This is a genomic window from Pseudomonas sp. AC242 (genome assembly GCF_979258655.1).
The window spans coordinates 2,782,357-2,807,214 of sequence record NZ_OZ409873.1 but is presented as its reverse complement, the minus strand read 5'-3'; the positions used below and the strand labels follow the sequence as shown (position 1 = coordinate 2,807,214).

Here is a 24,858-nt window from a genome sequence, read left to right as displayed (position 1 = left end):
CTCGGATGCGCGCACTGCGTGAGCCTCGAGGGCGACCACGAATCAATTACTTTGTCAGTGATTACAGCGGCCGAAGGATTACGGGTTCTTTGCTCGAGGAAGCCAATCAGGTTTCAGCGCGTCAGTAGTTCTATTGGCTCAGCCCCTTGGAATCCGCCAACCCGCCCTCATAACCATCGCTATATCCAACACCCCGAAGAGGAACGACACGCCATGACCACTCAAACCGAAACCGCCATCCTCGCCGGCGGCTGCTTCTGGGGCATGCAGGATTTGCTGCGGCGCTATCCCGGTGTGTTGCAAACCCGCGTCGGTTACACCGGCGGTGATGTGCCGAACGCCACCTACCGCAACCATGGCAACCACGCCGAAGCCATCGAGATCACCTTCGACCCGGCGGTGATCAGCTATCGACAGATCCTTGAATTCTTTTTTCAGATACACGACCCGAGCACGCCCAACCGCCAGGGCAACGACCTTGGCCCGAGCTATCGCTCGGCCATTTATTACCTCAACGAAGCGCAGCGCGACATCGCTGAAGACACGGCTGCCGATGTCGACGCCTCAAAACTGTGGCCGGGCCGCGTGGTGACTGAAATCGCACCGGCGGGGCCGTTCTGGGAAGCGGAGCCGGAGCATCAGGATTACCTTGAGCGCATTCCGAATGGCTACACCTGCCATTTCATTCGCCCGAACTGGAAGCTGCCGAAGCGCGCGTGAGCGGTGCACGCCGCTCATTCAGCGCCAGTACATAGGCGCTGAACATATCCGCCAGCCCGTCGGCGCATACCGAGATTTCCTCCTCGGTACGCGGGCTGCCGGAAAAATCCTTGCCGACCGAACTGAGCGTGGTCAGGATCAAATCGCACGCTGCGGTACGGATCTGCTCACCGACCTCGGGCAGTAACTCTTCCATGAATGTCGCGAAAATCTGCCGCCCGGCCGCACGCACTGCGTGGGCCTCGGGGGCGTTGCGGTAGAGCGGGGCGGCGTCGTTCAGCGCGCCGCGCATCTGCGCTTCGTCGCACTCTGAACGAATGAATGCCTGCACCAGCGTACGCAGGCGTTGGAGTGGCGGCTGTTCAAACTCCTGCAGAATTCGCTGCAGCATCTGGGTGGTGTGCAGCCACTCATCGCTCTGCAAGCGGAACAGGATTGCGGCTTTGTTGGGGAAGTACTGATACAGCGAACCGATGCTCACGCCAGCCTTTTCCGCGACCCGTGCGGTGGTAAAGCGAGTGGCGCCGTGCTCGCTCAAAACCTGAATAGCCGCTTGCAGAATAGCCGCCACCAGTTCGCTGGAGCGTGCCTGCTGCGGCTGTTTGCGTGAGGAAATACGGGCAGTCTGGCGGTGGGTCATGGCAGCTCGGACGTCAGAGGGGAATGCGAATAGCGCAAGAAGCGAATCGCTCGCATCATTTAAATGCGACGAATTGCTCGCATTCTAGTTTTTTTCTGACGGAAAGCAATCATGACAACCTTGACCACTGAACCTCTCGCAAGCCTGATCGAACGCCTCTACGCCCAAGCCGGCGCCGCCACCAGCCCGGTGCTGCACACGGTGCCTGGCGAAGAGCGCGAACGCCTGATGCACAGCAAAACCGAATACCTGAAACTCTATGAAATGCTCAAAGACCTGTGGCTGCCGGTCTCCCGCGACACAGGCAAACTGCTGTACATGCTGGCGCGCAACACCAAGGCCAAAGCGATTGTCGAGTTCGGCACCTCGTTTGGCCTTTCGACGCTGCACCTGGCGGCGGCGCTGCGGGATAACGGTGGCGGTGTGCTGATCGGCAGTGAGTTCGAACTGTCGAAAGTTGAAATGGCTCGGCATCATTTTGTTGAAGGTGGCGTCGGTGATCTGGTGGAGATTCGCCAAGGGGACGCGCTGGTGACGCTGGCAACGGATCTACCGGAATCGGTTGATCTGCTCCTGCTCGATGGAGCCAAGGCGTTGTATGGCGACGTGTTGAGTCTGGTCGAAAAACACCTGAAACCGGGGGCGCTGGTGGTGGCGGACAACACTGACTATTGCCCGGAGTACCTAGCCTACGTGCGGGCGCCGCAGAACGGGTATTTGTCTTTGCCGTTTGCGGATGAAATTGAGCTGTCGATGCGGCTGGGTTGAGCCCGTTTCTTCAGGGAGCCACTGGTTGATATGTGGCTCCAATTTGGACGGGCGGGAAACCAGTAAAAACACGGGTGGAAATCCTGGATTTGAGAAAACTTCCCTGTCTGACTTTCTCGATGGGTAATCTCGACCGCGACTGCCATCAATCAACGCTAATCAGCGAATCGCTATCACTTATCGGGACAGAACATTTCTAAATACGGTATAGCGCATAAAGGTCTGAAAACCTGTTACTTCTTACAGTATCCGAAGCGAATAAACTGCTAGAGCATGGTGTTTCACCAATGTTTTATTCATGAAAAGGGAGATACATCATGGCACTTACGATTAACACGAACGTTACTTCATTGATCGTTCAAAAAAATCTTGCTAAGACGCCGGATGTACTAAGCGCGTCGATGAACACATCAAGCAGCGAACCTAAGATTGATAGTGCAAAAGATGACACGGCAGGAACGCTGGAGGAACAGCGTACTGAAACACCGCCGCTTGAAGGAGAGCAGCATCGTACTGACGAAGAGCTGCCAAAAGGGAGTTAGGCGCCGCAAACTCGGAAGCCAGGTACTAAAAATCTGTGCCGGTACCTGGCTCTCGTCAGCAGCTGATTCCTCTAGGCTTCGCAGTCAATGCTTCGCATAATCGTTTTATGCTGAATGAACATCCGTCTTCGCGGGCAATCCCGCTCCCACAAGGTTATTCGGCATGTTCACAATAACGGCATCCCACAAAAACCTGTGAGAATGTGGCTTGCCCGCGAAGAGGCCGGAATGCATTGCATCATAGTCACCTGACACACCGCGATCATAAACAGGCCCGTCCTTCGTAGACTTAGAGCAAACTCCACGAAACCCCGACATAAACCCCCATCCCTTCACCCGGAGTAGACCGCGCCGCATCCAGTCCCTTGTCGTCATACCCCGGCGTGACCGTTGCTGCGTAGTGTTTGTTGGTCAAATTACGCATATCTACCCAACCTTGCCAGTCTCCCTTCGGCGCGTTGTAACCCAGCGTCGCGCCGAACAGTGCATACGGATCGGCGTAGTAGCTGTTGGCGTAATCCACCGCCACTTTGGACACCAGTTGCGTATTCACCGCCGCAAAGAACCCCTGCGGCCAGTCGTAACGCAACTCACCCTGGTAGTAATGCATCGGCAGGCCGGGGAGGCGGTTGTCGCCAAAACGATCATCATCGCGATAGTGGAAATCACTGAAGGTATACGCCTGACGCAAACTCAACTGACGGCCATCGGCCGCCGACCAGAGTTTGCTGTTCAGGCTCGCTTCAACGCCTTGGTGCACGGTCGGGCTGGCGTTGAGTTCGTACGGGGTGACGGCGGTGGCATCGGGCAGCACCGACAGCAGTTCATGCCGTACCTGCGCGTAGTACCACGCCAGACTCCACTCGCCGACGGCGCTGTCGCCACGACCGCCCAGCTCCAGCGTGGTCGCGGTCTGGTTCTGCAATTCGATTGGGTCTTTCTGCGTGCCGGTTGCGGCGCCATTACCCGCCGGGAAGCGTACGTTGGAGCTGTAGATCAGCGACCACGGATGCGGCGCCTCGACCGAGCGGCTGAGGTTGCCGAACACTTGCAGGTCCGGGGTGATCTGGTAGCGCAGGCCGAGACGCGGTGCGTAGTCCCAGTCGTTCATGCTGGTTTTGCCGCCGCTTTGCGGGTAGGTCACGGCGCTTTCGCGGCGGGTGTAGATGGCTGCGAGGCCGGTGGTCAGCCAGAGGTCGTCGGCGATTTCCAGGTCGTTGCCGAAGTGCAGAACGGTGTCCGAACCCTGATAGGTGAAGTTGCGCATGCGAGTACCGGGCAGGTAGCTGGCGGTGTTGCCGGAAGGGATGCGTACGAACTCGCTGGCGCCGTCGTTGGGCAGGTGCTTGGTTACGCGCAGGCCGACGTTGCTGCGGCTTTCCATGCCGAAAATCGTGTCGCGGCGTTTGTAGTCGAAAGTGCCGCTGACGTCGGTGTAGGCGACTTTTAAACGGTTCGGGCCTTCGCGCAGGTCCATCGGATAGTCGTGATAGATGAGACCGGTCTGGATGCTCGAATCGTCGTCGATGTAATAGGTGGTCTTGTTGCCGATGAACGTGCTGCCCGGCTGTTTGCGGCTATCGTCGCGCGCTACATAGGACGGATTGGCCGCCCGAGGCGAGTGTTCGATGGAGTGCTTGGTCACGCGGCCGGCGAGGTCGTTGTCGGTCTCGCGGTAGCGGAAATAGAAGCGCGTTTCCAGGTTCGGGTTGAAGCGATAGCCGAAGTTGGCGATCACGCCTTTGCTCTCGCTCGCGGTGTGATCCTGATAGCCGTCGGCGTTGGAATCGGTCAGCGACACGTAGTAATCGAAATCGCCGAGCACTTGCCCGGAACTGACCTGACGCTGCTGATAGCCGTGGCTGCCGGTGGCGTAGCGCACTTGCAGTTTTGGCGCGTTGTAACCGGTGTGGCTGACGTAATCGATGGCGCCGCCCAGTGCCAGCGAACCGCGATCAAAGCCGTTGGCGCCGCGCAGGACTTCAACGTGATCGACCCACAGTGGCTCGAGCAATTCATACGGCGTGCCACCCGGTCCGGTCAGCGGCAGGCCGTCGAGCATCGTGTAAAGCCCCGACGCATGCGCGCCCGGCGCGCGATTGATGCCCGAACCGCGGACCGAGATTTTCACGCCTTCGTTGCCCGCCGACTGCGCATAAACCCCGGGCTGATACGCCAGCACATCCTGATTGCTCGCCACACGGCCCTGCAATGGCTGACGCATGTCGACCACGTTGGTGCCGCCGGGGACCTGATCAAGGCGCTCTTGCGCTTCTTCAACGGATGCATCCGCCCCCCGTTGCTCATCGGCCGAAATCAGCACTTGCCCCAGTTCCAGACCTTGAGTCTCGGCCATTGCCGGGCAGGCGAGCGCCAGGCCGAGCAGGGCGGTGGGCAGGGATTTGGACGCGGGCATCGAAAAACTCCAGGCAGACAAGGGCAGGGCAATGAACAGTGCGACGCAATAAAGAACGAAGGAAACACATGGCAATTTGGCTTTTTGTCCGGCAATGGCAATCAGCACGGCATGAACTAACCTCACGTGTCTGGTTTGTCCCGTCAATCAACACTCTGTTTCTGCATTTATTGGAGAGAGGCCAAGGTCATGGCAAAAGGTAAAAAGAAGGCCGCCACGGCGCCTGAAAGTCCGAAGCTGAAGAACAAGGATTACCTTGAGCAGTTGCGCAAACTGCACGTCGAACTGGTCAAGTTGCAGGAATGGGTGATCGCCAAAGGCGTCAAGGTCTGCATCGTTTTCGAAGGCCGCGATGGCGCAGGCAAGGGCGGGACCATCAAGGCATTGACCGAACGTGTCAGCCCGCGAGTCTTTCGCGTGGTGGCGCTGCCGGCGCCGACCGATCGCGAGAAAAGCCAGATGCATGTGCAGCGTTATCTGCCGTATCTACCGGCGGCAGGCGAAGTGGTGATCTTCGATCGCAGTTGGTACAACCGCGCCGGCGTCGAGCGGGTGATGGGTTTCTGCACAGATGAGCAGGCCGACAAATTCCTCAGATCGATTCCCTGGGTCGAGCACGCCATCGTCCAGTCCGGGGTGATCCTGCTCAAGTACTGGCTGGAAGTCAGCCCCGAAGAGCAGACCCGTCGGCTTGAGGCGCGGATCAACGACGGGCGCAAGACCTGGAAACTGACACCGATGGACCTGAAATCCTACAGCCGCTGGTACGACTACTCACGGGCGCGGGACGAAATGTTCAAGCACTCCGACACCGAACACGCGCCATGGCTGGTGGCCGACTCCAACGACAAGCGCCGTGCCCGGCTGAACATCATCACCGATGTGCTCAGCCGCATTCCGTATGAGGATGTGAAGCGCGAGAAGGTCGAGTTGCCCAAGCGGCAGAAGCCGGGCAAGTACCGCGATCCGGATTATCCGTATAAACGCGTAGCGGAAAAGTTCTGACGAATTGCGTCAGACACAGGGGAACTGACCAGCACAAATCCCTGTAGGAGTGAGCCTGCTCGCGATAGCGGATTGTCTGTGGCGGATGTGTTGCCTGACACATCGCTTTCGCGAGCAGGCTCAATCCCACAGTATTCGGTGGTGTATCCATCATTGTTGATCGGCAAAGCCCTTTAGAAGCAAACAGTCCATCCGTCGACTGCGCTGAACCCCTTTGATCCCGTTTCTTTCTATCAAGGAAGCCCTTCACGAGATCATTCCCCGATGTTCAATCAGCGCAAACAAGAAAAACTGGCGGCATGGCGAAAATTGGCGACGCAATCGCAGATGCGACTGGATCCGGAAGAACAGTACGACGAACTGCTCAAGGCAGCCGATGAGATGGAGGAGCAGGGGTTGATCACCAGCGCCGAGTGGCGGCAGTTAGTTCGCGATGCAGGTAATGTGTTTACCGCTGATTTGGGGCGAACAAACGGTTAAGTCCTTCAGGTCACGCGACCTTTCTTCGACTTCAACTGTGCGCCCCTGGAATCGTGCAGTAGCCGCGCAAACGCGACTTTGTCGATCGGCCGACTCATGAAATAACCCTGCACCTCATTGCACTGATCGACCCCGAGAATATCCAGTTGCTCTTCAGTCTCGACGCCTTCGGCGGTGACAGTCAGGCCCATGGCTTTGCCCAGGCCGATGATCGCCTGCACCACCGCGCGATCATTGGTGCCGCTGCTGATCGAGGCGATGAAGCGCTTGTCGATCTTGATCCCGTCAAACGGATAGGCACGCAGGTAACCGAGCGATGAGTAACCGGTGCCGAAGTCGTCCATGTTCAGGCGTACACCCAATTCCTTCAGGGCATTCATGGTGGTCAGGGCGCCGTCGGTGTCGTTGAGCATCACGTTTTCGGTGATCTCCAGTTCCAGGCGGCTGGCCGGAAAACGGGTTTGCACCAGCACTTCACGAACATCCTCGACCACATCGCTGACGGCAAACTGCGCGGGTGACAGATTGACCGACAGCATAATGTCTTCCGGCCAACCCAATGCGGTTTCGCAAGCTTCGCGCAGCACCCAGCGACCGAGCGGGACAATCAGATCGGTCTGTTCCGCCAGCGGGATGAACAGGTCCGGACCGAGCAGGCCTTTGCTGGGGTGTTGCCAGCGCACCAGCGCTTCGACCGAAACGATGTGTTTGCCATCGACCTTGTAGCGCGGCTGATAGTGCAGGATGAATTCGTTGTGCTTGAGCGCGTGGCGCAGGTCATCCTCCAGTTGCCGGCGCGTCTGGATCTGATCGCTCATGTGCGCTTCGAAATAACACCAGGTGTTTTTGCCCTCGGATTTGGCTTGATAGAGAGCGATGTCGGCATAACGGATCAGGTCGCTGGGCACATAGCCGTGGCGGCGACTGAGCGAAATGCCGATGCTGGCGCCGATGTGCAGCGGGTGATGTTCGAAGACTATCGGTTGATGCAGGCTGCCGATCAGGCGGGTGCAGAATTTGTCGATCTCATTCTGACTGTCCATGCCGTTGAGCACGACGATGAATTCGTCGCCGCCCAGTCGCGCGACGATGTCGTGTTCGCGGGTGCATTCACGCAGGCGCACGGCGACTTCCTGCAGCACGGCATCACCGGCCGGGTGGCCAAGCGAATCGTTGATCGGTTTGAAGTTGTCGAGGTCGATCATCAGCAGCGACAGCGGCGGCGCGTGCTCCTTGAGCAGCAGCGCCTCATCCAGATAACGTGCGAGTTTGTTGCGGTTGGGCAGGCCGGTCAGGGCGTCGTGCATCGACAGATGCTGGATTTGCGCATGAGCGGCGACCTCGTCGGTGATGTCGCTGGCAGTGCCGCGATAGCCGATGACCGCGTGTTTGTCGAAGATTGGCCGGGCGGACAACCGACAGTGGCGCGTCTGGCCGGAGTGGTCACGGTAGGTGCAACGCAAGTCACTCGCGCTGTTCTCCTCGGTCAGTTTTCTCAGCCACAGTTCCAGCGGCGTGGTGTCGCAACTCAACAGGTGGCCGATGTCCTGCCCCAGCCACAGGGTTTGCGGGTAGCCGGTCACTTCGCTGAAGCGCGCCGACAGGTACGTCAGCGCCAGGTTGCGGTCGACTTCCCAGATCCAGTCGGACGCGGCTTCAGCCACGGCGCGAAAGCGTTCTTCACTGGCTTCCAGCTCGCGATTGGCGTGTTCCAGCGCCTGATTGGAGGTTTGCATGACGGCAAAACTCTGGTCGACGTACTGCGATGAGCGCAAGGCATGGCGGAAGAAGTACGCGGTCAGCAGCATCAGCACCACAATCGTCGCGCCGAGTGGCGGTAGCAATGACCACAGTAAATGTTGTCCGGGCCGTTCCAGATCAGCGATCAGGCTGTAACCGGTGCTGTCCAGCGGCACGCGAGGGCGGTTCGGGTCGAGCGTATCGTCCAGTGCCAGGGTCAGGTTATTCAAGCCGTAACCGCTGCCGATCAGGCGCAATTTGGTCGGCGTGAGTTTGTCGACGAACACCAGCACCGAAGAAGTCTGCGGATCGCCGAGTGGTCGCTCATCGTTGGGAATGATCGCTGCCGTCGACACCAGCGCCGGCCAGCCTTCGAACAGTGAATAGCGACTGACCGGCTTGGTCAGATCACCTTGGCCCAGCACTTGATCGAGTAACTCCGTGGCGCTCACCTGAACGAACGCGGACAGCTCGGCATCGACCATTTGCCCGCGCACCACCGCGTAACGGGTGCCTTCGCGGTTCAGCACGAACACGCCGTCATAGCCGTCACTGGTGAACAGGGTCTTGCCGAGGTTCTGCTCGGTGTAGGCCCAGTCGGTGTCGACCTGACCGCTCAAATGCTCGTAGGCGGTGGTCCAGTAGGCGTAGCTGGTGATGTAGTTTTTCGAGGCAGTGATGCGGTTTTCCAGCGCGCGAGCCGAGTAAAAGCGGGTTTTGTTGACCTCTTCGCTGTCCAGGCGCTCGGCGATACCCAGCAAAGCGACCGCCGCCGCAATCACGCCGCTGACAAACAGCGCACCGACCGCGAAGGCCAGGCGGCGGGTGACGGCGCTCTGGCGCGGTGGAAGCGGGGCTGCATAGCTGGAAAGGTCCATGTGCTCGTCCTTGATCCGCTGTCTTCTGAATCTAGAACCACGGCGCGGGCGCAATGTTCAGATTCTTCTCGGCGACTGCATTGAAAGCGTAGTGAAGCCCGCGTGATTTGCCTCCCCGAGTGCAGCGCGCCGATCAGCGGCGATTCCCGAAAGGGCAAGACTTCCCGCGCAAAAACCGGATAATGGCGCCCATTCGTTTAGCCGTATTCTGGTAATCCCGCATGGAAATCAAGGTCAACTTTCTCGACAACCTTCGACTTGAAGCCAAGTTCGACGACTTCACGGTGATCGCCGATCAGCCCATTCGCTACAAGGGCGATGGTTCGGCACCGGGGCCGTTCGATTACTTTCTGGCGTCGTCGGCGTTGTGTGCGGCGTACTTTGTGAAGTTGTACTGCGACACGCGCAACATCCCCACGGAAAACATTCGTCTGTCGCAGAACAACATCGTCGACCCGGAAAACCGCTACAACCAGATCTTCAAGATCCAGGTCGAGTTGCCGGCGGATATCTCCGAGAAAGATCGTTTGGGCATCCTGCGTTCCATCGACCGCTGCACGGTGAAGAAGGTCGTGCAGACCGGTCCGGAATTCATCATCGAAGAAGTCGACAACCTCGACGCCGATGCCCAGGCGCTGTTGATGCCGGTGGCCGGCTCGGACGCAGGCACCTTCATCGCCGGTAAGGACCTGCCGCTGGAACAGACCATCGCCAACATGTCGGGAATTTTGGCCGACTTGGGCATGAAGATCGAAATCGCTTCGTGGCGCAACATCGTGCCCAATGTCTGGTCGCTGCATATCCGTGATGCGCATTCGCCGATGTGCTTCACCAACGGCAAGGGCGCGACCAAAGAAGGCGCACTGGCCTCGGCGCTGGGCGAGTTCATCGAACGTCTGAACTGCAACTTCTTCTACAACGATCAGTTCTGGGGCGAAGAAATCGCCAACGCCGAATTCGTCCACTACCCGGACGAGCGGTGGTTCAAACCGGGCCCGAAAGACGAGTTGCCGAGCGAGATCCTCGACGACTACACCCTGAAGATTTACAACCGTGACGGCGAGCTGCGCGGCTCGAACCTGTTCGACACCAACTCCGGCAACACCCAGCGTGGCATCTGCTCGCTGCCGTTTGTGCGCCAGTCGGACAATGAAGTGGTGTACTTCCCGTCCAACCTGATCGAAAACCTCTACCTCAGCAACGGCATGAGCGCCGGCAACACCCTAGCCGAAGCGCAGGTGCAGTGCCTGTCGGAGATCTTCGAGCGCGCGGTCAAACGCGAAATCCTCGAAGGCGAAATGGCCCTGCCGGACGTACCGCAAGAAGTACTGGAGAAATACCCGAGCATCCTCGCCGGCATCAAAGGCCTGGAAGAGCAGGGCTTCCCGGTGCTGGTCAAGGACGCGTCGCTGGGCGGTGAGTTCCCGGTGATGTGCGTGACCCTGATGAACCCGCGCACCGGCGGCGTATTTGCCTCGTTCGGCGCCCACCCGAGCCTGGAAGTGGCGCTGGAACGCAGCCTCACCGAACTGCTGCAGGGCCGCAGTTTCGAAGGCCTCAACGATCTGCCGCAGCCGACGTTCTCCGGTCAGGCCGTCACTGAACCGAACAACTTCGTTGAGCACTTTATCGATTCCAGCGGTGTGGTTTCGTGGCGCTTTTTCAGTGCCAAACCAGATTTCGAATTCGTCGAGTGGGACTTCTCAGGCCAGGGTGAAAACTCCAACGCCGAAGAAGCCGCAACGCTGTTCGGCATCCTCGAAGACATGGGCAAAGAAGTCTACATGGCGGTCTATGAGCACATCGGCGCCAAGGCTTGCCGCATCCTCGTGCCGGACTACTCGGAGATCTACCCGGTCGAGGACCTGATCTGGGACAACACCAACAAAGCCCTGCAATTTCGCGCCGACATCCTCAACCTGCACAACCTCAGCAAGGTCGGCCTGCGCAACCTCGCCCAAGGCCTGGAAAACAGCGAGCAGGACGATTACACCGAGATCACCACGCTGATCGGCGTCGAGTTCGACGACAACACGCCGTGGGGCAAGCTGACCATTCTGGAACTGCGCCTGCTGATCTGCCTCGCCCTGCAGAAGTACGAACAGGCCAAGGATCTGGTCGAAGCGTTCCTGCAGTACAACGACAACACCGTTGAGCGCGGCTTGTTCTATCAAGCGGTCAACGTGGTGCTGGAGATGGAACTCGACGAAGACCTCGAGCTGGAAGACTACGAAGCCAACTTCCGCCGGATGTTCGGTGACGAGCGCATGGACGCGGCGATTGGCTCGGTCAATGGCAGCGTGCGCTTCTATGGCCTGACGCCGACCAGCATGAAGCTGGAAGGGCTGGATCGGCATTTGCGCTTGATCGAAAGCTATAAGAAGTTGCACACAGCGCGGGCGAATGTGACGGCTTTGTCGCGCTGATATCTGCGCTAGAACAAAAGCACCCTCGGGTGCTTTTTTTACCTGCAAGTCTTGAATCGTGTGAATGTCTTATAGGTGAGTAGTGGCCAAGTGCTAGAATTTGCCACGAGCGTCTGAAGTCACGGACGATGATTTAAAATCAGGGAGAAGTGTAAATGTCGGAAAAGATTGTAAAGTCCAAACTGGTCAACTTTCTGGTAGCTGATGTCGAGGTGAATTACGAGGAGGTGGGTGAGTTTTACGATGCTGTTGGCGCCGGCAATGTCGACGTGGTGGCCGGGGTCATGGAGTCGTTCAAGCAAGCTTATGGCGGTCTGTGGGTCGGTGGGAAGATGGTGCTGACCAAAACGGCGGTTCACCTCAATGCCAACGCCCTGAATCGCATGGTTCAGGACGGTACGTTAGACATCGAGATTCCGATCGGTATGATCCGCGCTGTCGCCAACGAAGGTGGATTCTTCACCAAGATCATCCGTCTGGACACCGACGCTGGTAGCGTCAAATTCCGCTGCTATGGCGCTAAAGAGGTGGTGGCGCTGATCGAAAGGATGATCGTGCCACGGGTCTCGACTGCGGTGCTCAAACGGTCTTCTAACGCTTAACGACCATGCGCCGCATTCGCCAGCAGCTCGGTATCCACTCGCACAAACACCGAGTCACCCACCGCCGTCAACACGTCCCCGGCAAACACCTCACAGATCACCCGGGTCTTGCGCCCGACGTCACCCTCGACTTTCGCGCGCAGAGTCAGCGGCACGCCCATCGGTGTCGGTTTGATGAATTTGATCCCAAGGTTGCCGGTGACGCAGTCGATACGCGGCAGGCTGCCAGGCTCGCGGTTTTCCGCGCGGTAGTGATACGCCATCGCCGTCCAGTTGGAATGGCAGTCGACCAGCATCGCGATCAGCCCGCCGTAGACCAGATCCGGCCAGCCGCAGTATTTGGCCTCCGGCAGGTGTTCGGCAATGACGTGCACGCCGTCTTCATGCCAATGGCTTTTGACGTGGAGGCCGTGCGGGTTGCGGCCGCCGCAGCCGTAGCAGACGCCTTCGGGCGCGGCGAGGTCTTGCAGAGGAGTATCGAGGCTGGACATGGTTTTTATTATCCTGGCGTGGTGAGTCCGGTCAGGCGCAAGCGATTGCGCCCGCCGCGTTTCGATTCGTAGAGGGCGGCGTCGCCTTGCTCGATCAGCGCGGTGAGGTTGGCTGGCGGTTTGTCGAACAGGCTGGCGCCGATGCTCAGTGTCACGGCGGCAGTAGTGGGGAATGTCTGTGAAGTGGTGCTCAGAAACTGCTCGCGCAGTGTGTTGCCCAGTTGCATGACGCGCTCACTCGATGCGCTGTTGAGCAGGATGACAAACTCGTCACCGCCCAGGCGCGCTGTCAGCGCATTGCGCGGCAGCACCGAGCGGATCATCTCGCTCATTGCGATCAGCAAACGATCCCCGGCGGTATGGCCGTACTGGTCGTTGACCAGTTTGAAATTGTCGATGTCGATCAGCAGCAGGGCGCCGGGATGCTCCGGCGATACGTGTTCGAGCAAGCGCGGTGCGCGTTTTTCCAGGGCGCGGCGGTTGTACAGGGCCGTCAGCGGGTCGCGCTCGGCGAGGCGGGCGATCTGTTTTTCCCGACGGTAACGTTCGGTGCCGGTCATCGACAGGGCGATCAACATGATTGCCATCGCACCCTCGACCAGAGAAATCTGAATGATCTCGCCCCGAAACGCCGCCAGATCGATCAACGTGCCGGGGATCACCACGGTCAGGGCTTTGGCCACGTAGAAGATCCCGTGACCGAGCAGGACGTAACGCAACTGCACCGCACCGACGCTCAGCGACTTGCCGTGGGGGCGCAGCAGTGAACTGGCCTTGAGGGTCGACAGCGCCACCAGCAGCGAATTGGCCGCCAGCATGACCTTCGACCACAGCGGCCCGTCCGGCAACAACAGCATGACCAGCCAAGTGGCGAAGATCAGATACCAGGCCGGCGACAGTCGGATCTGGGTGAAGCGCGCCACGCCGAGCAGGAACAGGAAGTGCGCGGTCACCAGCAAGCCGTTGGCGAACCAGATGCCGATCAGCAAAAAGCCGCTGCTGCGCAGCAGAGCCAGGGTGGAACCGACGGTGATGGTGGCGAAACCGGCGCTCCAGAACAGTAGCGAAGGCTCACGAATGCTGCGCCACTCGATCGCCAGATACAGCGCGGCGGCGGCTGCGAGGGCGATGGAAATGGTCAGCATCGTAGGTGGGTCGAGCGGCATTTCTGGATGAGCCTGTCTGATTGGCGGTGAGACCGGCGATTGTAAGCGTTCGGGCGGCTTTTTCGCAGCGGTCGTGTTGCCGCGCAGACCATTGGCAGCGGGGAGGGCGCGGTTGCTGACCGCCGCCCTGATCACCGTGCCGATCGGTCATTGCTCGGGCGTGAGCCAAGTGTCGACGACTCGACGATCCAGTTCTTCCCAATACGCCATACCCAGCACCCGCGTGGTGTTGAGCCCGCGCAGGTAGCCGCGCAACTGGTTAGCGGTGTCTTTGATGAGCTGCCGGTCGGTCGCGTCTTTGTTCAGCAATACGCTTTCGTACTGAACCAGATACTCGGCCACGCGCTCGCGGAAATCGGGCAGAACGGCGTCACGGATCAGGTCAAACGTTCTCAAGGCGAACTCCTCATTTCATGTTTTTCTCGTTGTGATTGAGTGTGTATCAGTCTGCACGTCGCGCAACTATTGCTAGAAGTAATAGTGACCATCAAGAAACGCAAGTTCTGCTTTGGCGGCAATCGGCGGAAAATCGCCTCCATCGAACACGCCGCTCAAGGAATCTGCGCGATGAAGACTATGACCCGACTGGCTTTGGTCGCCCTGCTGGCAGGCGGCGCACTGTTCACAGCACCGACTTACGCAGCCGACACCGGGTCGTGTCACTTCCAGACCATCACCGGCAGCAGCGCGACGTTGCAGCATTCGCAGACCGTGGGCGTGTTGCTCAGTGAGAACACGCTGGACAACCTGCAATACCTTGGGCGTTACCACGACATGGCGGTCAACGGTGCGAAAGGTGCGCTGGATTCGCGGATTCGAGCAGCCTTTGTCAGCAGTTCCGATCCGGAATTGGCCATCGACTGGCTGGTAAGTTCGCTGCAACAGCAGTTCTTGTCCGTGACCGTTTACGACAACCTTGATGCGTTGGTACAGGCGCATCCGGACATCGTGGTGAAACTCGACACCTTCAATCGTTTGCTGACGCAGCAAAACAGCCTGGTCGAAGCGCGTTTCACCGCACGTTTCTACGACGCCGACCTGCAATACATCGGCAAGGCTGAAGGCGCCGTTGAGAAACAGCTGCCCTCGGTGTGGGTGCATAACCAAGCGGCACCGGCCATTGCTGCACAAATCGACAGGCAGCGTGACTTGCAACTCAACGCCTTGAAGCAATTCGATGTGTCGCTCAAGGCGCTGGTGGCGTCGAGCTGATCACTTAAAACATAAATGGCGACGGCGGCTCCGTGAGGCTGAACCGTTGCCGGTTGAACCGAACCTTTATTTTCAGGATGACACCGATGCGTCTTTTATTTGTGCCTGCTTTGGCCTTTGCTTCTTTGTTGCTCGCCGGTTGTGCTTCGGCGCCGAATAACCCGAGCCTTACTTTGCAGACCAGCAAGACGCCTGCGCAGTACGCCGATTGTGTTGTGCCGAAGTTGCAGGGCAGTGCGTTGAACCCGACGGTTTCGCAGACTCAGCGTAGTTACCGGATTGTGGTGCCGAGCAAGATTTCTGCTGACAACGTGCTTGAGGCGTACAAGGCGGGTAATGGCGGCAAGGTGTTTATTTACGAGCGGCATTTGTTGGCTTCGAATCTTTTGCCTTCGAGTTTTGAGCGGGCGGCGCAGGATTGCATCTGATTTTCGCTTTTGTATGGATTTGACTGAGCTCCTTTGGTTGGCCGCAACCAACCAATTTTTTGCCTCGCGCCCTGATGTGGTTGCGGGGCTTTTTTTTGTTTGGGCTTGGCGGCCTTTGGGCCGACCATGCTCGGGGTGTTCTTTGTGAATATCCGTTGCTGCGGTGATGGCTTATTACGGTTTCGCCCTTACGGCGACTCACTTTTTTTCAAACGCCAAAAAAAGTAAGCAAAAAACGCTTGCTCCTGCGTGCGGCCCGCTCGCTGGGGCTCGGGGTTCCTTCGCTGCGGGATCGATCCGGGCGCAGCGTCTCCGGTTTGCTTCGCTGCACCTACTCCCGCTGTGTTTGGCTGCGCCAAACGGTCGCTGCGCTCCCACGCCCGGATCAATCCCTCCACTCAGCCTTCCGACGTCGCCCGTGGATCAAGATCAAGAGCAGGCGAGCTGATACTCGGCCTATTGAGTGGTGAAGGGCGCGGGTGTTCGGCTTTTGATTTGCGTTGTTGCTGCCCTTCATCGGAACGCCGCCCGCCCAGCCCTCTCCCGAGGGAGAGGGAGCCGATTTGTGGGCTTTTCAAAATCTGAGTTCAACGCGGTATCGCACGTCGGCGTAACTCTCCCAAACACCATCGTCAGTCCCCTCTCCCTTTGGGAGAGGGCTAGGGTGAGGGGCTTTTGATCTGGGCTATGCAGCAGGTTGCTGTAACATGCGGCGACTTCACTTATGCGAGCAGCGGAAATGGATTCTCACTCGATATTGACCTTCACTCTGGTCGCCGCAATTGCCATCGCCAGCCCCGGGCCGGCGACTTTGATGGCGATCAATAACAGTCTCGCGCATGGGCAGCGCAGCACGATCTGGTCTTCGCTGGGCAATGCCAGTGGTTTGTTCTGTCTGTCGGCTGCGGCGATGTTGGGGCTGGGTGCGTTGTTGGCCAGTTCGGAAATTCTGTTCAATGCGGTAAAAATCATCGGGGCCGGGTATCTGTTCTACCTCGGGGTCAAGCAGCTGTTCAAGAAGGGCCCGATGCTGCCGGAGGGTGTCGAGGGGGAGGCGAGCATGGTGCGGCCGACTCGCGGCAAGTTGTACAAGTCGGCGTTCCTGACGGCGGTGACCAATCCCAAGGCGACGATGTTTTTTACCGCATTGTTTCCGCAGTTCATTGATCAGGGCGCCGCGCTGTTGCCGCAGTTTCTGATCCTGACTTCGATCTTCATGGCGTTGTCGGTGTCGTCACTGAGCGTGTACGCCGCGTTGGCTTCCCGCGCCAAGGGCGTGCTGACCCGGCCGGCGTTGTCCCGTTGGGTCAGTCGTGTGGTCGGTTCAACGTTTATCGGTTTTGGCGCAGCGATTCTGACGATGCGTCGGCAGGCGGCTTAAACCCATTTGAACCGGGCCGGGAATCTCGCCACGAAGCAGGTTCCCAACTCGGCGCTTGAGGTCACGCTCAAGGTGCCGTTGTGCGCCGTCGCTATCTGCGACGCGATATAAAGTCCCAACCCCAAACCCTCGCAACGCTGCCCGGCTTCGGCGCGGGAAAACGGTTCGAACAGCAGTGGCATCAGCTGCGCTGAAATCGGCGTGCCCTGATTGGTCAGGGAAATCACGATCTCGTCGTTTTCTGCACAAGCATTGAGGACGATCGGTGTGCTGTTCGAGCCGTGGGTAACCGCATTGCCCAGCAGATTGGAAAGCAATTGGCTGATCCGTAGCACATCGCAATAGACGCCTGCCGGCACATCCAGTTCATGAATGAATTTCGCCTGCGGATGGGACGCCTGAACCTCGGCAAGGGTCAATTGCAGGGTGTGCTGCAAGTCGTCCACCAGCTTGCGCTGCACCGGAATCCCGCCGCCCAGACGTCCTCGGGCAAAGTCAAGGATGTTTTCGATCAGCACGCCCATGCGCACCGAGCTATTGCGGATCGCCGCAATCAGGTTGAGCGAGCGCTTGTCTTCGGTTTTGCTTTGCAGCAGGTCGGCGCTCATGCGCACGGCGCTCAGTGGTGTGCGCAAGTCGTGGCCGAGTACGGCGATGAATTGCTCGCGCAGGCGCCCGAGTTCATTGGCGTTGTCCAGCTCGATTTGGGTCGCTTCCAGATGGCGTTGCGTGTCCAGGTTCATGGCGATCAATTGAGCGAACAAGGTCAGTGTTTTGGTAATGGCCGGTTCGTCGATATTGGCCGGGACCGAGTCGATAGCGCACAGAGTGCCGAAGAAGTCGCCATTGGCTTTGACGATGGGAATGGAGATGTAGCTTTCCAGGCCATAGGTTTTCGGCGTGTGGTGCAGCGAAAAGACCGGGTGCGCACTGGCGTGCCCGAAAATCACCGGTTGTTGATGCTGGCGTATCTCGTGGCAGATAGTCGATTCAAGTACCAGCTCGCCACCGGGTTTGAGCCCGAAATCAATAGAGTCATCGACGGCGCACGCCACCCAGTTGCTTTCGGTGACCCGCGCTACCGCAGCGAAACGCATGCCCGTGAGGTGCTTGACCATGCTCAGGATGACCGGAACAGCTTCAATGCTGCGGATCGCGTCGATGTCGGGGGTAAAGGCCGGATTGGTCATAGCGCGATGCTTCGTGAAGAGTTCGCTCAGAGACTAACGGTTCTTACTGCTTATGACTAATGAAGAGGCCAGAAAGTACAAGGGCGCCGTGGATGTCCCCGGCGCCCTTGTTTATTGCTGCTGATCAGAACGTCAGTGACTCAGAACTTGTATTTGGCGGTCAGCATGTAGCTGCGCGGGTTGCCATAGTTGTCGTTGGAACCCCACGTGACATTGGAGCCGATGGCGGAGTAGTAGACGCGGTCAAAGATATTGTTCGCGTTAACCTGAAGATCCAGGTGTTTGTTGACCTCGTACCCGGCCATCAAATCAGTGACGGCGTAGCCACCCTGTTCGAGGCGGTAGCTGCCGTTATTGGCCAGGGCGACATCGTTGTACATGCGGCTCTGCCAGTAGACGTTGCCACCCACGCGCAGGTGTTGCAGCGGACCCTGGAAGCGGTACACGGTGGAGACCTTGAACAGATGCTCAGGCGTGTCGGTATCGAAACGCTGATTGTTGTTCGTCGGGTTCTCGTCTTTGATGTAGTGCGCGCGGGTGTAGGTGTAGCCGGCGCCGACCTGCCAGTTGTCGGTCAGCGCGCCTTGCAGTTCCATGTCCACGCCTTGGCTGCGGATCTTGCCCGATGACCCGTAGCAGGTCAGGACCGGGCAACCGAACTGATTGTCGGCCAGGGTGGCGCGGCCGGTCTGGTCCATCTGGAACACGGCCAGACTGGCGTTGAGGGCGCCGTTGAAGTACTCGCCCTTGATGCCCACCTCGTAGTTTTCGCCGACGATCGGCTCGAGCACCTTGCCACCGAGGTCCTTCTGGGTTTGCGGGGTGAAGATGTCGGTATAGCTGGCGTACACCGAGTGATGGTCGTCGAGTTTGTAGATCAGACCGGCATAGCGAGTGACGTTACGAGTGACCTTGTAATCGCCATCGCCGGAGCGGTCATCGTAGTCGTACCAGTCGAGACGGCCGCCGAGGATCAGCGTCAGCGGATCGGCCAGGCTCAGGCGGGTGGTCAGGTACACCGCGTCCTGGGTGGTGACGTTGCGGGTCTTGCCGTCACGGACGAAGTCAGGCTTGGGCGCGCCAATCGGCCAGGCCGTGGTGTACGGATCGTATTCCTTGGTGGTCGCGTCATATACGCGGTTGCTGGCGCCGACCACCAGTTCGTGGCTGCGGCCGAACGCTTCGAACGGGCCGCTGGCAAACACGTCGAGCGAGTGTTGCTTGTCGGTGTGATGGGATTGATAAGCGGTGGTTTCCAGCGGGCCCGCGTAACGCGACAGGTAAGTCCCGGAGAACTCGCCGTCGAGGGTCGAGGACGAGCCGGCGACGTGCAGTTTCCAGTCATTGTCGAAGCGATGCTCGACTTCACCGAACACGGTGTCGATTTGCAGCTTGCGGTTTTCCCAGTCGGTACCCGGGTAGGTGGAGCGGGGCAGATCGAGGTGATGGCCGTTGGTGCCAATCGGCAGGCCGCCCCAGAAATAGTTGGTTTGCTCATTCTGCCGCGAGAAGCCGAGGGTCGCGGTGGTGCTGTCGCTCAGGTCGGCTTCACCGATGGCGTAGAACAAACCATGATCGTTTTCTTCCTTGTCGCGGAAGCTGTCGGCGCCCTGGTAGGAACTGACCACGCGGCCACGCAGGGTGCCACTTTCGTTCAACGGGCTGGAGGCGTCGATCTCGCCACGGTAGTCATCCCAACTGCCGGCGGCGCCAGTGAGGGTGACGCGTTGATCGGCGGTCGGACGTTTGCGCACCAGGTTGATCGCCGCCGAAGGGTTGCCGGCACCGGTGACCAGGCCAGTCGCACCGCGGACGATTTCGACGCGATCGAACATCGCCAGGTTCGGTTGCACCGCCATCGAGAACGGCGAGTAGGAACTCGGCAAGCCGTCGTACATGATGGTGTCGATGTCGAAACCGCGTGAACTGTACGTCTGCCGCCCTGGGCCGCTGGCCTGACTGAGGAACAGTCCCGGCGTGCCTTGCACCACATCGTTGATGCTGGTCATGTTCTGGTCGTCCATGCGCTGACGGGTGATCACCGTCACCGCCTGAGGCGTTTCGCGCATGGTCAGCGACAGCTTGGTCGCCGTCCGCATCGGGCCAGTGGTGTAAGACTGGGTGTCCTCGGTGGTGCTGCTCATCTGCGTGGCGCCGATTTCCGTCGCATCCAGTTCCAGCGTGGTCGGCGCGGTTTTTTCAGGCGTGGCGGGCGTTGTCTCGTCGGCCAGTGCCGGTGCGATGCTGGCCATGCAGATGGCGAGCGCCAACAGGTTAGGTGAACGGTTTGAACGGCGGTGAATGGTGCGAAACGACATCAATCTGCTTCCCCAAATGATACGAAAACGAATCCAGTGCGAGTGCGTGTAGGAATTATTCGCATTAGTGTGTCAGATCATTCCGGGTGAAGAAAGGCGTACGGCTCAGTTAGTTAACGAATTTTTCACAATTGGCTGACCGCTCTGCGGCGCGGGTTGGCGCAGAGTCGTGGTTTTTTGGGGGGCAAATGAGATGTAGCAGACCGGTCACAAAGTTCGGTGACCGGCGCTGCTGAGGGGCGTGCTCAGTGGGTGAATATGACGAACAGGGTTGTCAGTTCAGATCGCTGGCGTCGTGCCGCTCGGGCACTTGAGTCGCTTCATCGCCCCACGTGCGATTGACGCGTTGCCCACGAACGACTGCCGGCCGTTTGGCGATGTCTTCGGCCCAGCGCTGCACATGCGTGTATTCGTGCGCCGCGAGAAACTCGGCGGCGGAATAAACGTTGTTGCGCACCAGTTGCCCGTACCACGGCCAGACCGCGATGTCGGCGATGGTGTAGCTGTCGCCGGCCAGGTAGGCGCTTTCGGCCAGGCGCCGATCGAGCACATCCAGTTGGCGCTTGGCTTCCATGGTGAAGCGGTTGATCGGATACTCCATCTTTTCCGGCGCATAGGCATAGAAATGCCCGAAACCACCGCCCAGGTACGGCGCGGCGCCCATTTGCCAGAACAGCCAATTCAAGGTTTCGGTGCGGCCGGCCGGGTCTTTCGGCAGGAAGGCGCCGAACTTTTCGGCCAGATACAGCAGGATCGAACCGGATTCGAACACACGAATCGGCGGCTCAACGCTCCGGTCCAGCAGCGCCGGGATTTTCGAGTTGGGGTTGATCTCGACAAAACCGCTGGAGAACTGATCGCCTTCGCCAATGCGAATCAGCCAGGCATCGTATTCGGCAGCGCTGTGTCCCAGCGCTAGCAGCTCTTCCAGCAGAATCGTGACTTTGACGCCGTTGGGCGTGGCCAGCGAGTAGAGCTGCAGCGGATGTTTGCCGACTGGCAGCGTCTTGTCATGGGTGGGGCCGGCAATCGGTCGATTGATACTGGCGAACTGTCCTCCTGACGGGGCTTCGTTTTTCCAGACCTGGGGCGGAACATACGGCGCTTTGCTCATCTAAGGGGCCTCTTCGTTGGCAAGTGGAAAAAATACCTCGCTGATAAGAGACAGGACACCACAGAACTCGCTGTGTAATCCAGAGGTCGCCAGGCCAAATGTCCCCTGCATTCAAGACTGGCCAATCCCCGGAATCAATAAACATGCGGCAAGGCCAATCAGGGCGGTGCCAATCACCCGGTCAATGACTCGCTGTTTTTCCAGCATGCGGCGGCGCAATCCCTCTGTGGAGAAGAACAACGCGACCAGACTGAACCACACCCAGTGGGCCAGCGACATAAACAATCCGTACGCGAAGTTAATGGCGAGCGAGCTACCGGCCTGAACAAACTGGCTGTATGCCGCGACGACAAACAACATGGTTTTCGGATTCAGTGCATTGGTCAGAAAACCGCTGCGAAACACCGCCCAGGCTGAGGGGGCCGAGCCGCCAGCGTCCGCAAACGTCATCACCGAGGTATTGGTAAAAGATTTGATGCCCAGATAAACCAGGTATCCGCCGCCCAGCAGTTTCATCGCCATAAACAACAAGGGCGACTGCGTGATGATCACGGCCACGCCAAACACCGTGTAGAGCACATGAACCTGCACGCCACAGGCGATGCCCAGCGCCGCCATCAAGCCACTGCGTCGCCCGAACGCGTAACTGTTGCGGGTGACCATGGCAAAGTCCGGGCCAGGGCTGATCACCGCCAACATCGTGATGGCGATCATCAGAAACAACTCATTCATCAACATTCTCCAGTCATTATTTGCGCTACGTTAACTCACAGATGTCGCGCTGCATGACGCGACCCGGATCGTGATCAGTACAGCGTTTGGCGCAAATGATGAAGAATTGTCGTCTGCAGAAAAAACGATTTATAGTCGCGTAAATCTGTGAGAAATCGTCGTCTATATGAACTTGCCCCCATTGGCTGCCTTTCGTTTTTTCAACACCGCCGCGCAGACCCAGAGTTTCGTCAAAGCCGCGCAACAGTTGCACGTCACTCACGGCGCGGTGAGCCGTCAGGTGCGTTTGCTGGAGGAGGCGATCGGGGTCGAGTTGTTTGAACGGCGCAACCGGGCGATCTTTCTCAATCAGGCCGGTCGCCTGTTGTTCGAGGTCACTCGACCGATGTTCGAGCAGTTGGAAGGGGTGGTTTATCGTTTGCATCAAGAGCGCCATGACGATGTGCTGGTGGTGTCTTGCGAGCCGACCATCGCCATGAAATGGCTGATCCCGCGTCTGCCCGACTTTCACCGCAGCCACCCGCACATTCAGGTGCAACTGCTGACTGCCGGAGGGCCGATCGACTTCGCCCGCTCAGGTGCTGACCTGGCGATCCGCCGAGACGATTTTCACTGGGACGAATCGGTTCATGCCGTGACGATTTGCCAGGAGTGGATAGGCCCGGTTTGCCTGCCCTCGAAAAAGCCCGAGTCCGCTGATTTGCGCGGCGCCTGCCTGTTACGCAGCAAAACGCGTCCGCTGGCATGGGACAACTGGCTGCGGCTTGTCGGCCAAGGCGTACCGGACGGCAGTCGCGTCGACTACGAACATTTCTATCTGTGCATCCAGGCAGCATTGGCCGGCCAGGGCATCGGCATGGCGTCTTTTCTGATGGTGCAAAGTGAGCTGGAGTCCGGGCAATTGATCGCACCGTTCGGTTTTACGCAGGACGGATCGACCTACTGCTTGCTATCGCCACGGCCGTTCGAAAGCTGCGCCAACAGCACCGCCTTCCGAGTGTGGCTGACTGAAGCGATGAACGTGTGCCGTTCTCATCGCTGACCTCCTGAACAGAGCTGCTGCAACGAACCTGTTAACGCTTGGCGCACAATCAGCTCAACTCAGCGCTGCGGCCATTGATCCTTGATTTCAAACCACGGCGCCTTCGACGTCACTTCGACGTGTTGCTGTTTTTCGCTGGTGAACGTTGTGTCCAGCGTGCCCAGCGCGACCGAAATCCATTCCCTGTGCTCACCCTCATCACGCGCCCAGAACAGTGACGAGCCGCAGTGCGAGCAGAACTGGCGCTGTACCGCTTCAGAAGAACGGTAAGACTTGACTTGATCGGCCCCCGCCAGCAATTCCAGATTCTGGCGCAGCACGCTGCCATAGCTGGCAAATGCCGCACCATGGCTTTTGCGGCACTGGCTGCAGTGGCAGTGCGAAAGTGCTTTGGGCCGTGAGCGGATCTGGTATTTCACCGTACCGCACAGGCAACTGCCCCGGAAGGTTTGAGGGGAGGGCGTGAGCATTATTATTGGGAGTCCTTATAAGTGATGGCGTGTTTCAGGCTGTCGGGTGACTGCGCCAGAAACCCGGTAATCAGGGAAATCACTTGCTGCTGAATCACCGCGCGTGGACGGCCACCCTCGCCATCGGTGCAGATGATGCTGTCGCCCGGTACGTCTTTGTCGAGTATGGCCACGGCGCCAGGTTTGCAGATCGCCATAAAGGTGAAATGGCTGGCATCGCTGATTTCGACGAAGCGCGATGAGGTTTTCGGCAGGCGTTTGGCGAGGTCGACGGATTCCAGTTGCGCGGGCAGTTCTTTCGACGGTACGCCGGCGGCGATCACCAGGATCGGTACGGGGTAGGTCGCCAGGCTTGCATCGGTCATCCCGCGCGACAGCCCCAGGTCCAGTGACACCACGGCAGTGATGCGCTTGTCACGCCAATCGGCGGCGAGCTGAGCTTTCGATTGCGCCGTGCTTTCAGTGTTCATCTGTTGATACGCCGTGCAACTGATCAATTGCGTTTGGACTTTGCAGTCGTCGGCAAAGCGCTTGGGGTCGAAGCGCGCGCCGCCGCTTTCCAGCACCGTCCAGCCACCGAGAGAATGGCCGATAACGGCAATTCGATCCTTGGCCACCGTACCGAATTTACCCGGTTGCGCCGTTACCGCATCAATGGCACGGCTGAGGTCAACGGGGCGTTGCCACAGTTGCGCTGCTGCTTGCGGGCTGCGATCGCGGCTGGTAGTGCCGGGATGGTTGACCGCGGCGACGATGTAACCCTGATGGGCCAGCGCACTGGCCAGCCACGTCTGGTTGATCCAGCTGCCGCCGTTGCCGTGGGAAATCACCACCAATGGATGCTCACCCTTGGCGGCTGGGGCGTCGAGCACGGCAGGGGCGCCGACGAAGACCGGGTTGTCACCGAACAATTGGGGCGTCGCATCCGTGGTCGCACTCGGGTACCAGACGACCATTTCCAGCGGGCGCTCGTTGCGCGGATCGGCCAGCGTGGCGTACTGGAAACCGACGGGTCGGGTATCAGCGAATACGTGGCTGCTCAAGCAGATCAGTAGCAAGGCGCCGAGAGACTTTTTCATTGTTGTTATCTTCCGTGA

23 protein-coding genes are annotated in these 24,858 nt (G+C 58.9%); 11 read left to right on the top strand and 12 right to left on the bottom strand.

What is annotated here, in order from left to right:
- Positions 1-213: 213 nt before the first annotated feature.
- Positions 214-720 (top strand): peptide-methionine (S)-S-oxide reductase MsrA, encoded by a 507-nt coding sequence (gene msrA, locus ACZZ0A_RS12585; RefSeq protein ID WP_007913059.1) that lies wholly within the window; start codon positions 214-216, stop codon positions 718-720.
- Here msrA and ACZZ0A_RS12580 read toward each other — a convergent pair.
- Entirely contained in the window at positions 683-1,360 is a 678-nt protein-coding gene (locus tag ACZZ0A_RS12580; protein WP_123376835.1) for a TetR/AcrR family transcriptional regulator, read from the bottom strand. The two genes, msrA and ACZZ0A_RS12580, sit on opposite strands and share 38 nt — an antisense overlap.
- A gap of 111 nt (positions 1,361-1,471) precedes the next feature.
- Here ACZZ0A_RS12580 and ACZZ0A_RS12575 point away from each other — a divergent pair, with 111 nt between their 5' ends.
- Entirely contained in the window at positions 1,472-2,128 is a 657-nt protein-coding gene (locus ACZZ0A_RS12575) for an O-methyltransferase (protein WP_463543191.1), read from the top strand.
- A gap of 317 nt (positions 2,129-2,445) precedes the next feature.
- Complete coding sequence (locus tag ACZZ0A_RS12570) at positions 2,446-2,670, top strand: hypothetical protein (RefSeq protein WP_007913065.1); 225 nt, start codon at positions 2,446-2,448, stop codon at positions 2,668-2,670.
- 289 nt (positions 2,671-2,959) lie between these two features.
- Here ACZZ0A_RS12570 and ACZZ0A_RS12565 read toward each other — a convergent pair whose 3' ends face one another.
- A complete protein-coding gene (locus tag ACZZ0A_RS12565; protein WP_463543190.1) occupies positions 2,960-5,086 on the bottom strand; it encodes a TonB-dependent receptor family protein in 2,127 nt (708 codons plus the stop codon).
- A 189-nt stretch (positions 5,087-5,275) separates the two neighbouring features.
- Between ACZZ0A_RS12565 and ppk2 the strand changes: the two genes are divergently transcribed.
- Together ppk2 and ACZZ0A_RS12555 are read left to right on the top strand one after the other, a co-directional pair.
- Positions 5,276-6,091: a polyphosphate kinase 2 gene (ppk2, locus tag ACZZ0A_RS12560; RefSeq protein ID WP_123376839.1), complete on the top strand. Its 816-nt coding sequence runs from the start codon at positions 5,276-5,278 to the stop codon at positions 6,089-6,091.
- Positions 6,092-6,355: 264 nt separating this feature from the next.
- A complete protein-coding gene (locus ACZZ0A_RS12555) occupies positions 6,356-6,571 on the top strand; it encodes a hypothetical protein (RefSeq protein WP_007913071.1) in 216 nt (71 codons plus the stop codon).
- 5 nt (positions 6,572-6,576) lie between these two features.
- On the opposite strand, the gene ACZZ0A_RS12550 is transcribed toward ACZZ0A_RS12555, so the two are convergent.
- Positions 6,577-9,189 (bottom strand): bifunctional diguanylate cyclase/phosphodiesterase, encoded by a 2,613-nt coding sequence (locus ACZZ0A_RS12550; protein ID WP_463543189.1) that lies wholly within the window; start codon positions 9,187-9,189, stop codon positions 6,577-6,579.
- Between the two features lie 221 nt (positions 9,190-9,410).
- On the opposite strand from ACZZ0A_RS12550, the gene ACZZ0A_RS12545 reads away from it, so the two are divergent.
- Positions 9,411-11,615, top strand: a complete 2,205-nt coding sequence (locus tag ACZZ0A_RS12545; RefSeq protein WP_007913075.1) for an OsmC domain/YcaO domain-containing protein — start codon at positions 9,411-9,413, stop codon at positions 11,613-11,615.
- Between the two features lie 155 nt (positions 11,616-11,770).
- Positions 11,771-12,217 carry a hypothetical protein gene (locus tag ACZZ0A_RS12540; protein WP_007913077.1) on the top strand — a complete coding sequence of 149 codons (447 nt, stop codon included), beginning with the start codon at positions 11,771-11,773 and terminating at the stop codon, positions 12,215-12,217.
- Here ACZZ0A_RS12540 and ACZZ0A_RS12535 read toward each other — a convergent pair.
- The 3 genes from ACZZ0A_RS12535 to ACZZ0A_RS12525 all read right to left on the bottom strand — a co-directional run bounded on the left by ACZZ0A_RS12535 (position 12,214) and on the right by ACZZ0A_RS12525 (position 14,270).
- Positions 12,214-12,708, bottom strand: a complete 495-nt coding sequence (locus ACZZ0A_RS12535) for a PaaI family thioesterase (RefSeq protein ID WP_123376842.1) — start codon at positions 12,706-12,708, stop codon at positions 12,214-12,216. The two genes, ACZZ0A_RS12540 and ACZZ0A_RS12535, sit on opposite strands and share 4 nt — an antisense overlap.
- Before the next feature lie 8 nt (positions 12,709-12,716).
- Positions 12,717-13,874: a GGDEF domain-containing protein gene (locus ACZZ0A_RS12530; protein WP_123376843.1), complete on the bottom strand. Its 1,158-nt coding sequence runs from the start codon at positions 13,872-13,874 to the stop codon at positions 12,717-12,719.
- A gap of 147 nt (positions 13,875-14,021) precedes the next feature.
- Positions 14,022-14,270 carry a hypothetical protein gene (locus ACZZ0A_RS12525; protein ID WP_123376844.1) on the bottom strand — a complete coding sequence of 83 codons (249 nt, stop codon included), beginning with the start codon at positions 14,268-14,270 and terminating at the stop codon, positions 14,022-14,024.
- A 171-nt stretch (positions 14,271-14,441) separates the two neighbouring features.
- On the opposite strand from ACZZ0A_RS12525, the gene ACZZ0A_RS12520 reads away from it, so the two are divergent.
- The 3 genes from ACZZ0A_RS12520 (at position 14,442) to ACZZ0A_RS12510 (ending at position 16,895) form a co-directional block, all read left to right on the top strand.
- A complete protein-coding gene (locus ACZZ0A_RS12520; protein ID WP_414893597.1) occupies positions 14,442-15,086 on the top strand; it encodes an ATPase in 645 nt (214 codons plus the stop codon).
- 86 nt (positions 15,087-15,172) lie between these two features.
- Positions 15,173-15,514, top strand: coding sequence for a hypothetical protein (locus tag ACZZ0A_RS12515; protein ID WP_007913083.1), 342 nt, complete (start codon positions 15,173-15,175; stop codon positions 15,512-15,514).
- Positions 15,515-16,253: 739 nt separating this feature from the next.
- A complete protein-coding gene (locus ACZZ0A_RS12510; protein ID WP_007913084.1) occupies positions 16,254-16,895 on the top strand; it encodes a LysE family translocator in 642 nt (213 codons plus the stop codon).
- On the opposite strand, the gene ACZZ0A_RS12505 is transcribed toward ACZZ0A_RS12510, so the two are convergent.
- The 4 genes from ACZZ0A_RS12505 to ACZZ0A_RS12490 all read right to left on the bottom strand — a co-directional run bounded on the left by ACZZ0A_RS12505 (position 16,892) and on the right by ACZZ0A_RS12490 (position 22,249).
- Positions 16,892-18,085, bottom strand: a complete 1,194-nt coding sequence (locus ACZZ0A_RS12505; RefSeq protein ID WP_007913086.1) for a GAF domain-containing sensor histidine kinase — start codon at positions 18,083-18,085, stop codon at positions 16,892-16,894. The genes ACZZ0A_RS12510 and ACZZ0A_RS12505 overlap by 4 nt on opposite strands.
- Before the next feature lie 140 nt (positions 18,086-18,225).
- Positions 18,226-20,403, bottom strand: coding sequence for a TonB-dependent siderophore receptor (locus ACZZ0A_RS12500; RefSeq protein WP_463543188.1), 2,178 nt, complete (start codon positions 20,401-20,403; stop codon positions 18,226-18,228).
- A 274-nt stretch (positions 20,404-20,677) separates the two neighbouring features.
- A complete protein-coding gene (gene yghU, locus ACZZ0A_RS12495) occupies positions 20,678-21,517 on the bottom strand; it encodes a glutathione-dependent disulfide-bond oxidoreductase (protein ID WP_463543187.1) in 840 nt (279 codons plus the stop codon).
- A 111-nt stretch (positions 21,518-21,628) separates the two neighbouring features.
- Positions 21,629-22,249 (bottom strand): LysE family translocator, encoded by a 621-nt coding sequence (locus tag ACZZ0A_RS12490; RefSeq protein ID WP_463543186.1) that lies wholly within the window; start codon positions 22,247-22,249, stop codon positions 21,629-21,631.
- Positions 22,250-22,415: 166 nt separating this feature from the next.
- Here ACZZ0A_RS12490 and ACZZ0A_RS12485 point away from each other — a divergent pair, with 166 nt between their 5' ends.
- A complete protein-coding gene (locus ACZZ0A_RS12485; RefSeq protein WP_463543185.1) occupies positions 22,416-23,291 on the top strand; it encodes a LysR substrate-binding domain-containing protein in 876 nt (291 codons plus the stop codon).
- A 59-nt stretch (positions 23,292-23,350) separates the two neighbouring features.
- On the opposite strand, the gene ACZZ0A_RS12480 is transcribed toward ACZZ0A_RS12485, so the two are convergent.
- Together ACZZ0A_RS12480 and ACZZ0A_RS12475 are read right to left on the bottom strand one after the other, a co-directional pair.
- Complete coding sequence (locus ACZZ0A_RS12480) at positions 23,351-23,761, bottom strand: GFA family protein (RefSeq protein ID WP_007913096.1); 411 nt, start codon at positions 23,759-23,761, stop codon at positions 23,351-23,353.
- A gap of 2 nt (positions 23,762-23,763) precedes the next feature.
- On the bottom strand, positions 23,764-24,840 hold the full coding sequence (locus tag ACZZ0A_RS12475; RefSeq protein ID WP_463543184.1) for an alpha/beta hydrolase family protein: 1,077 nt from the start codon (positions 24,838-24,840) through the stop codon (positions 23,764-23,766).
- Positions 24,841-24,858 lie beyond the last annotated feature (18 nt).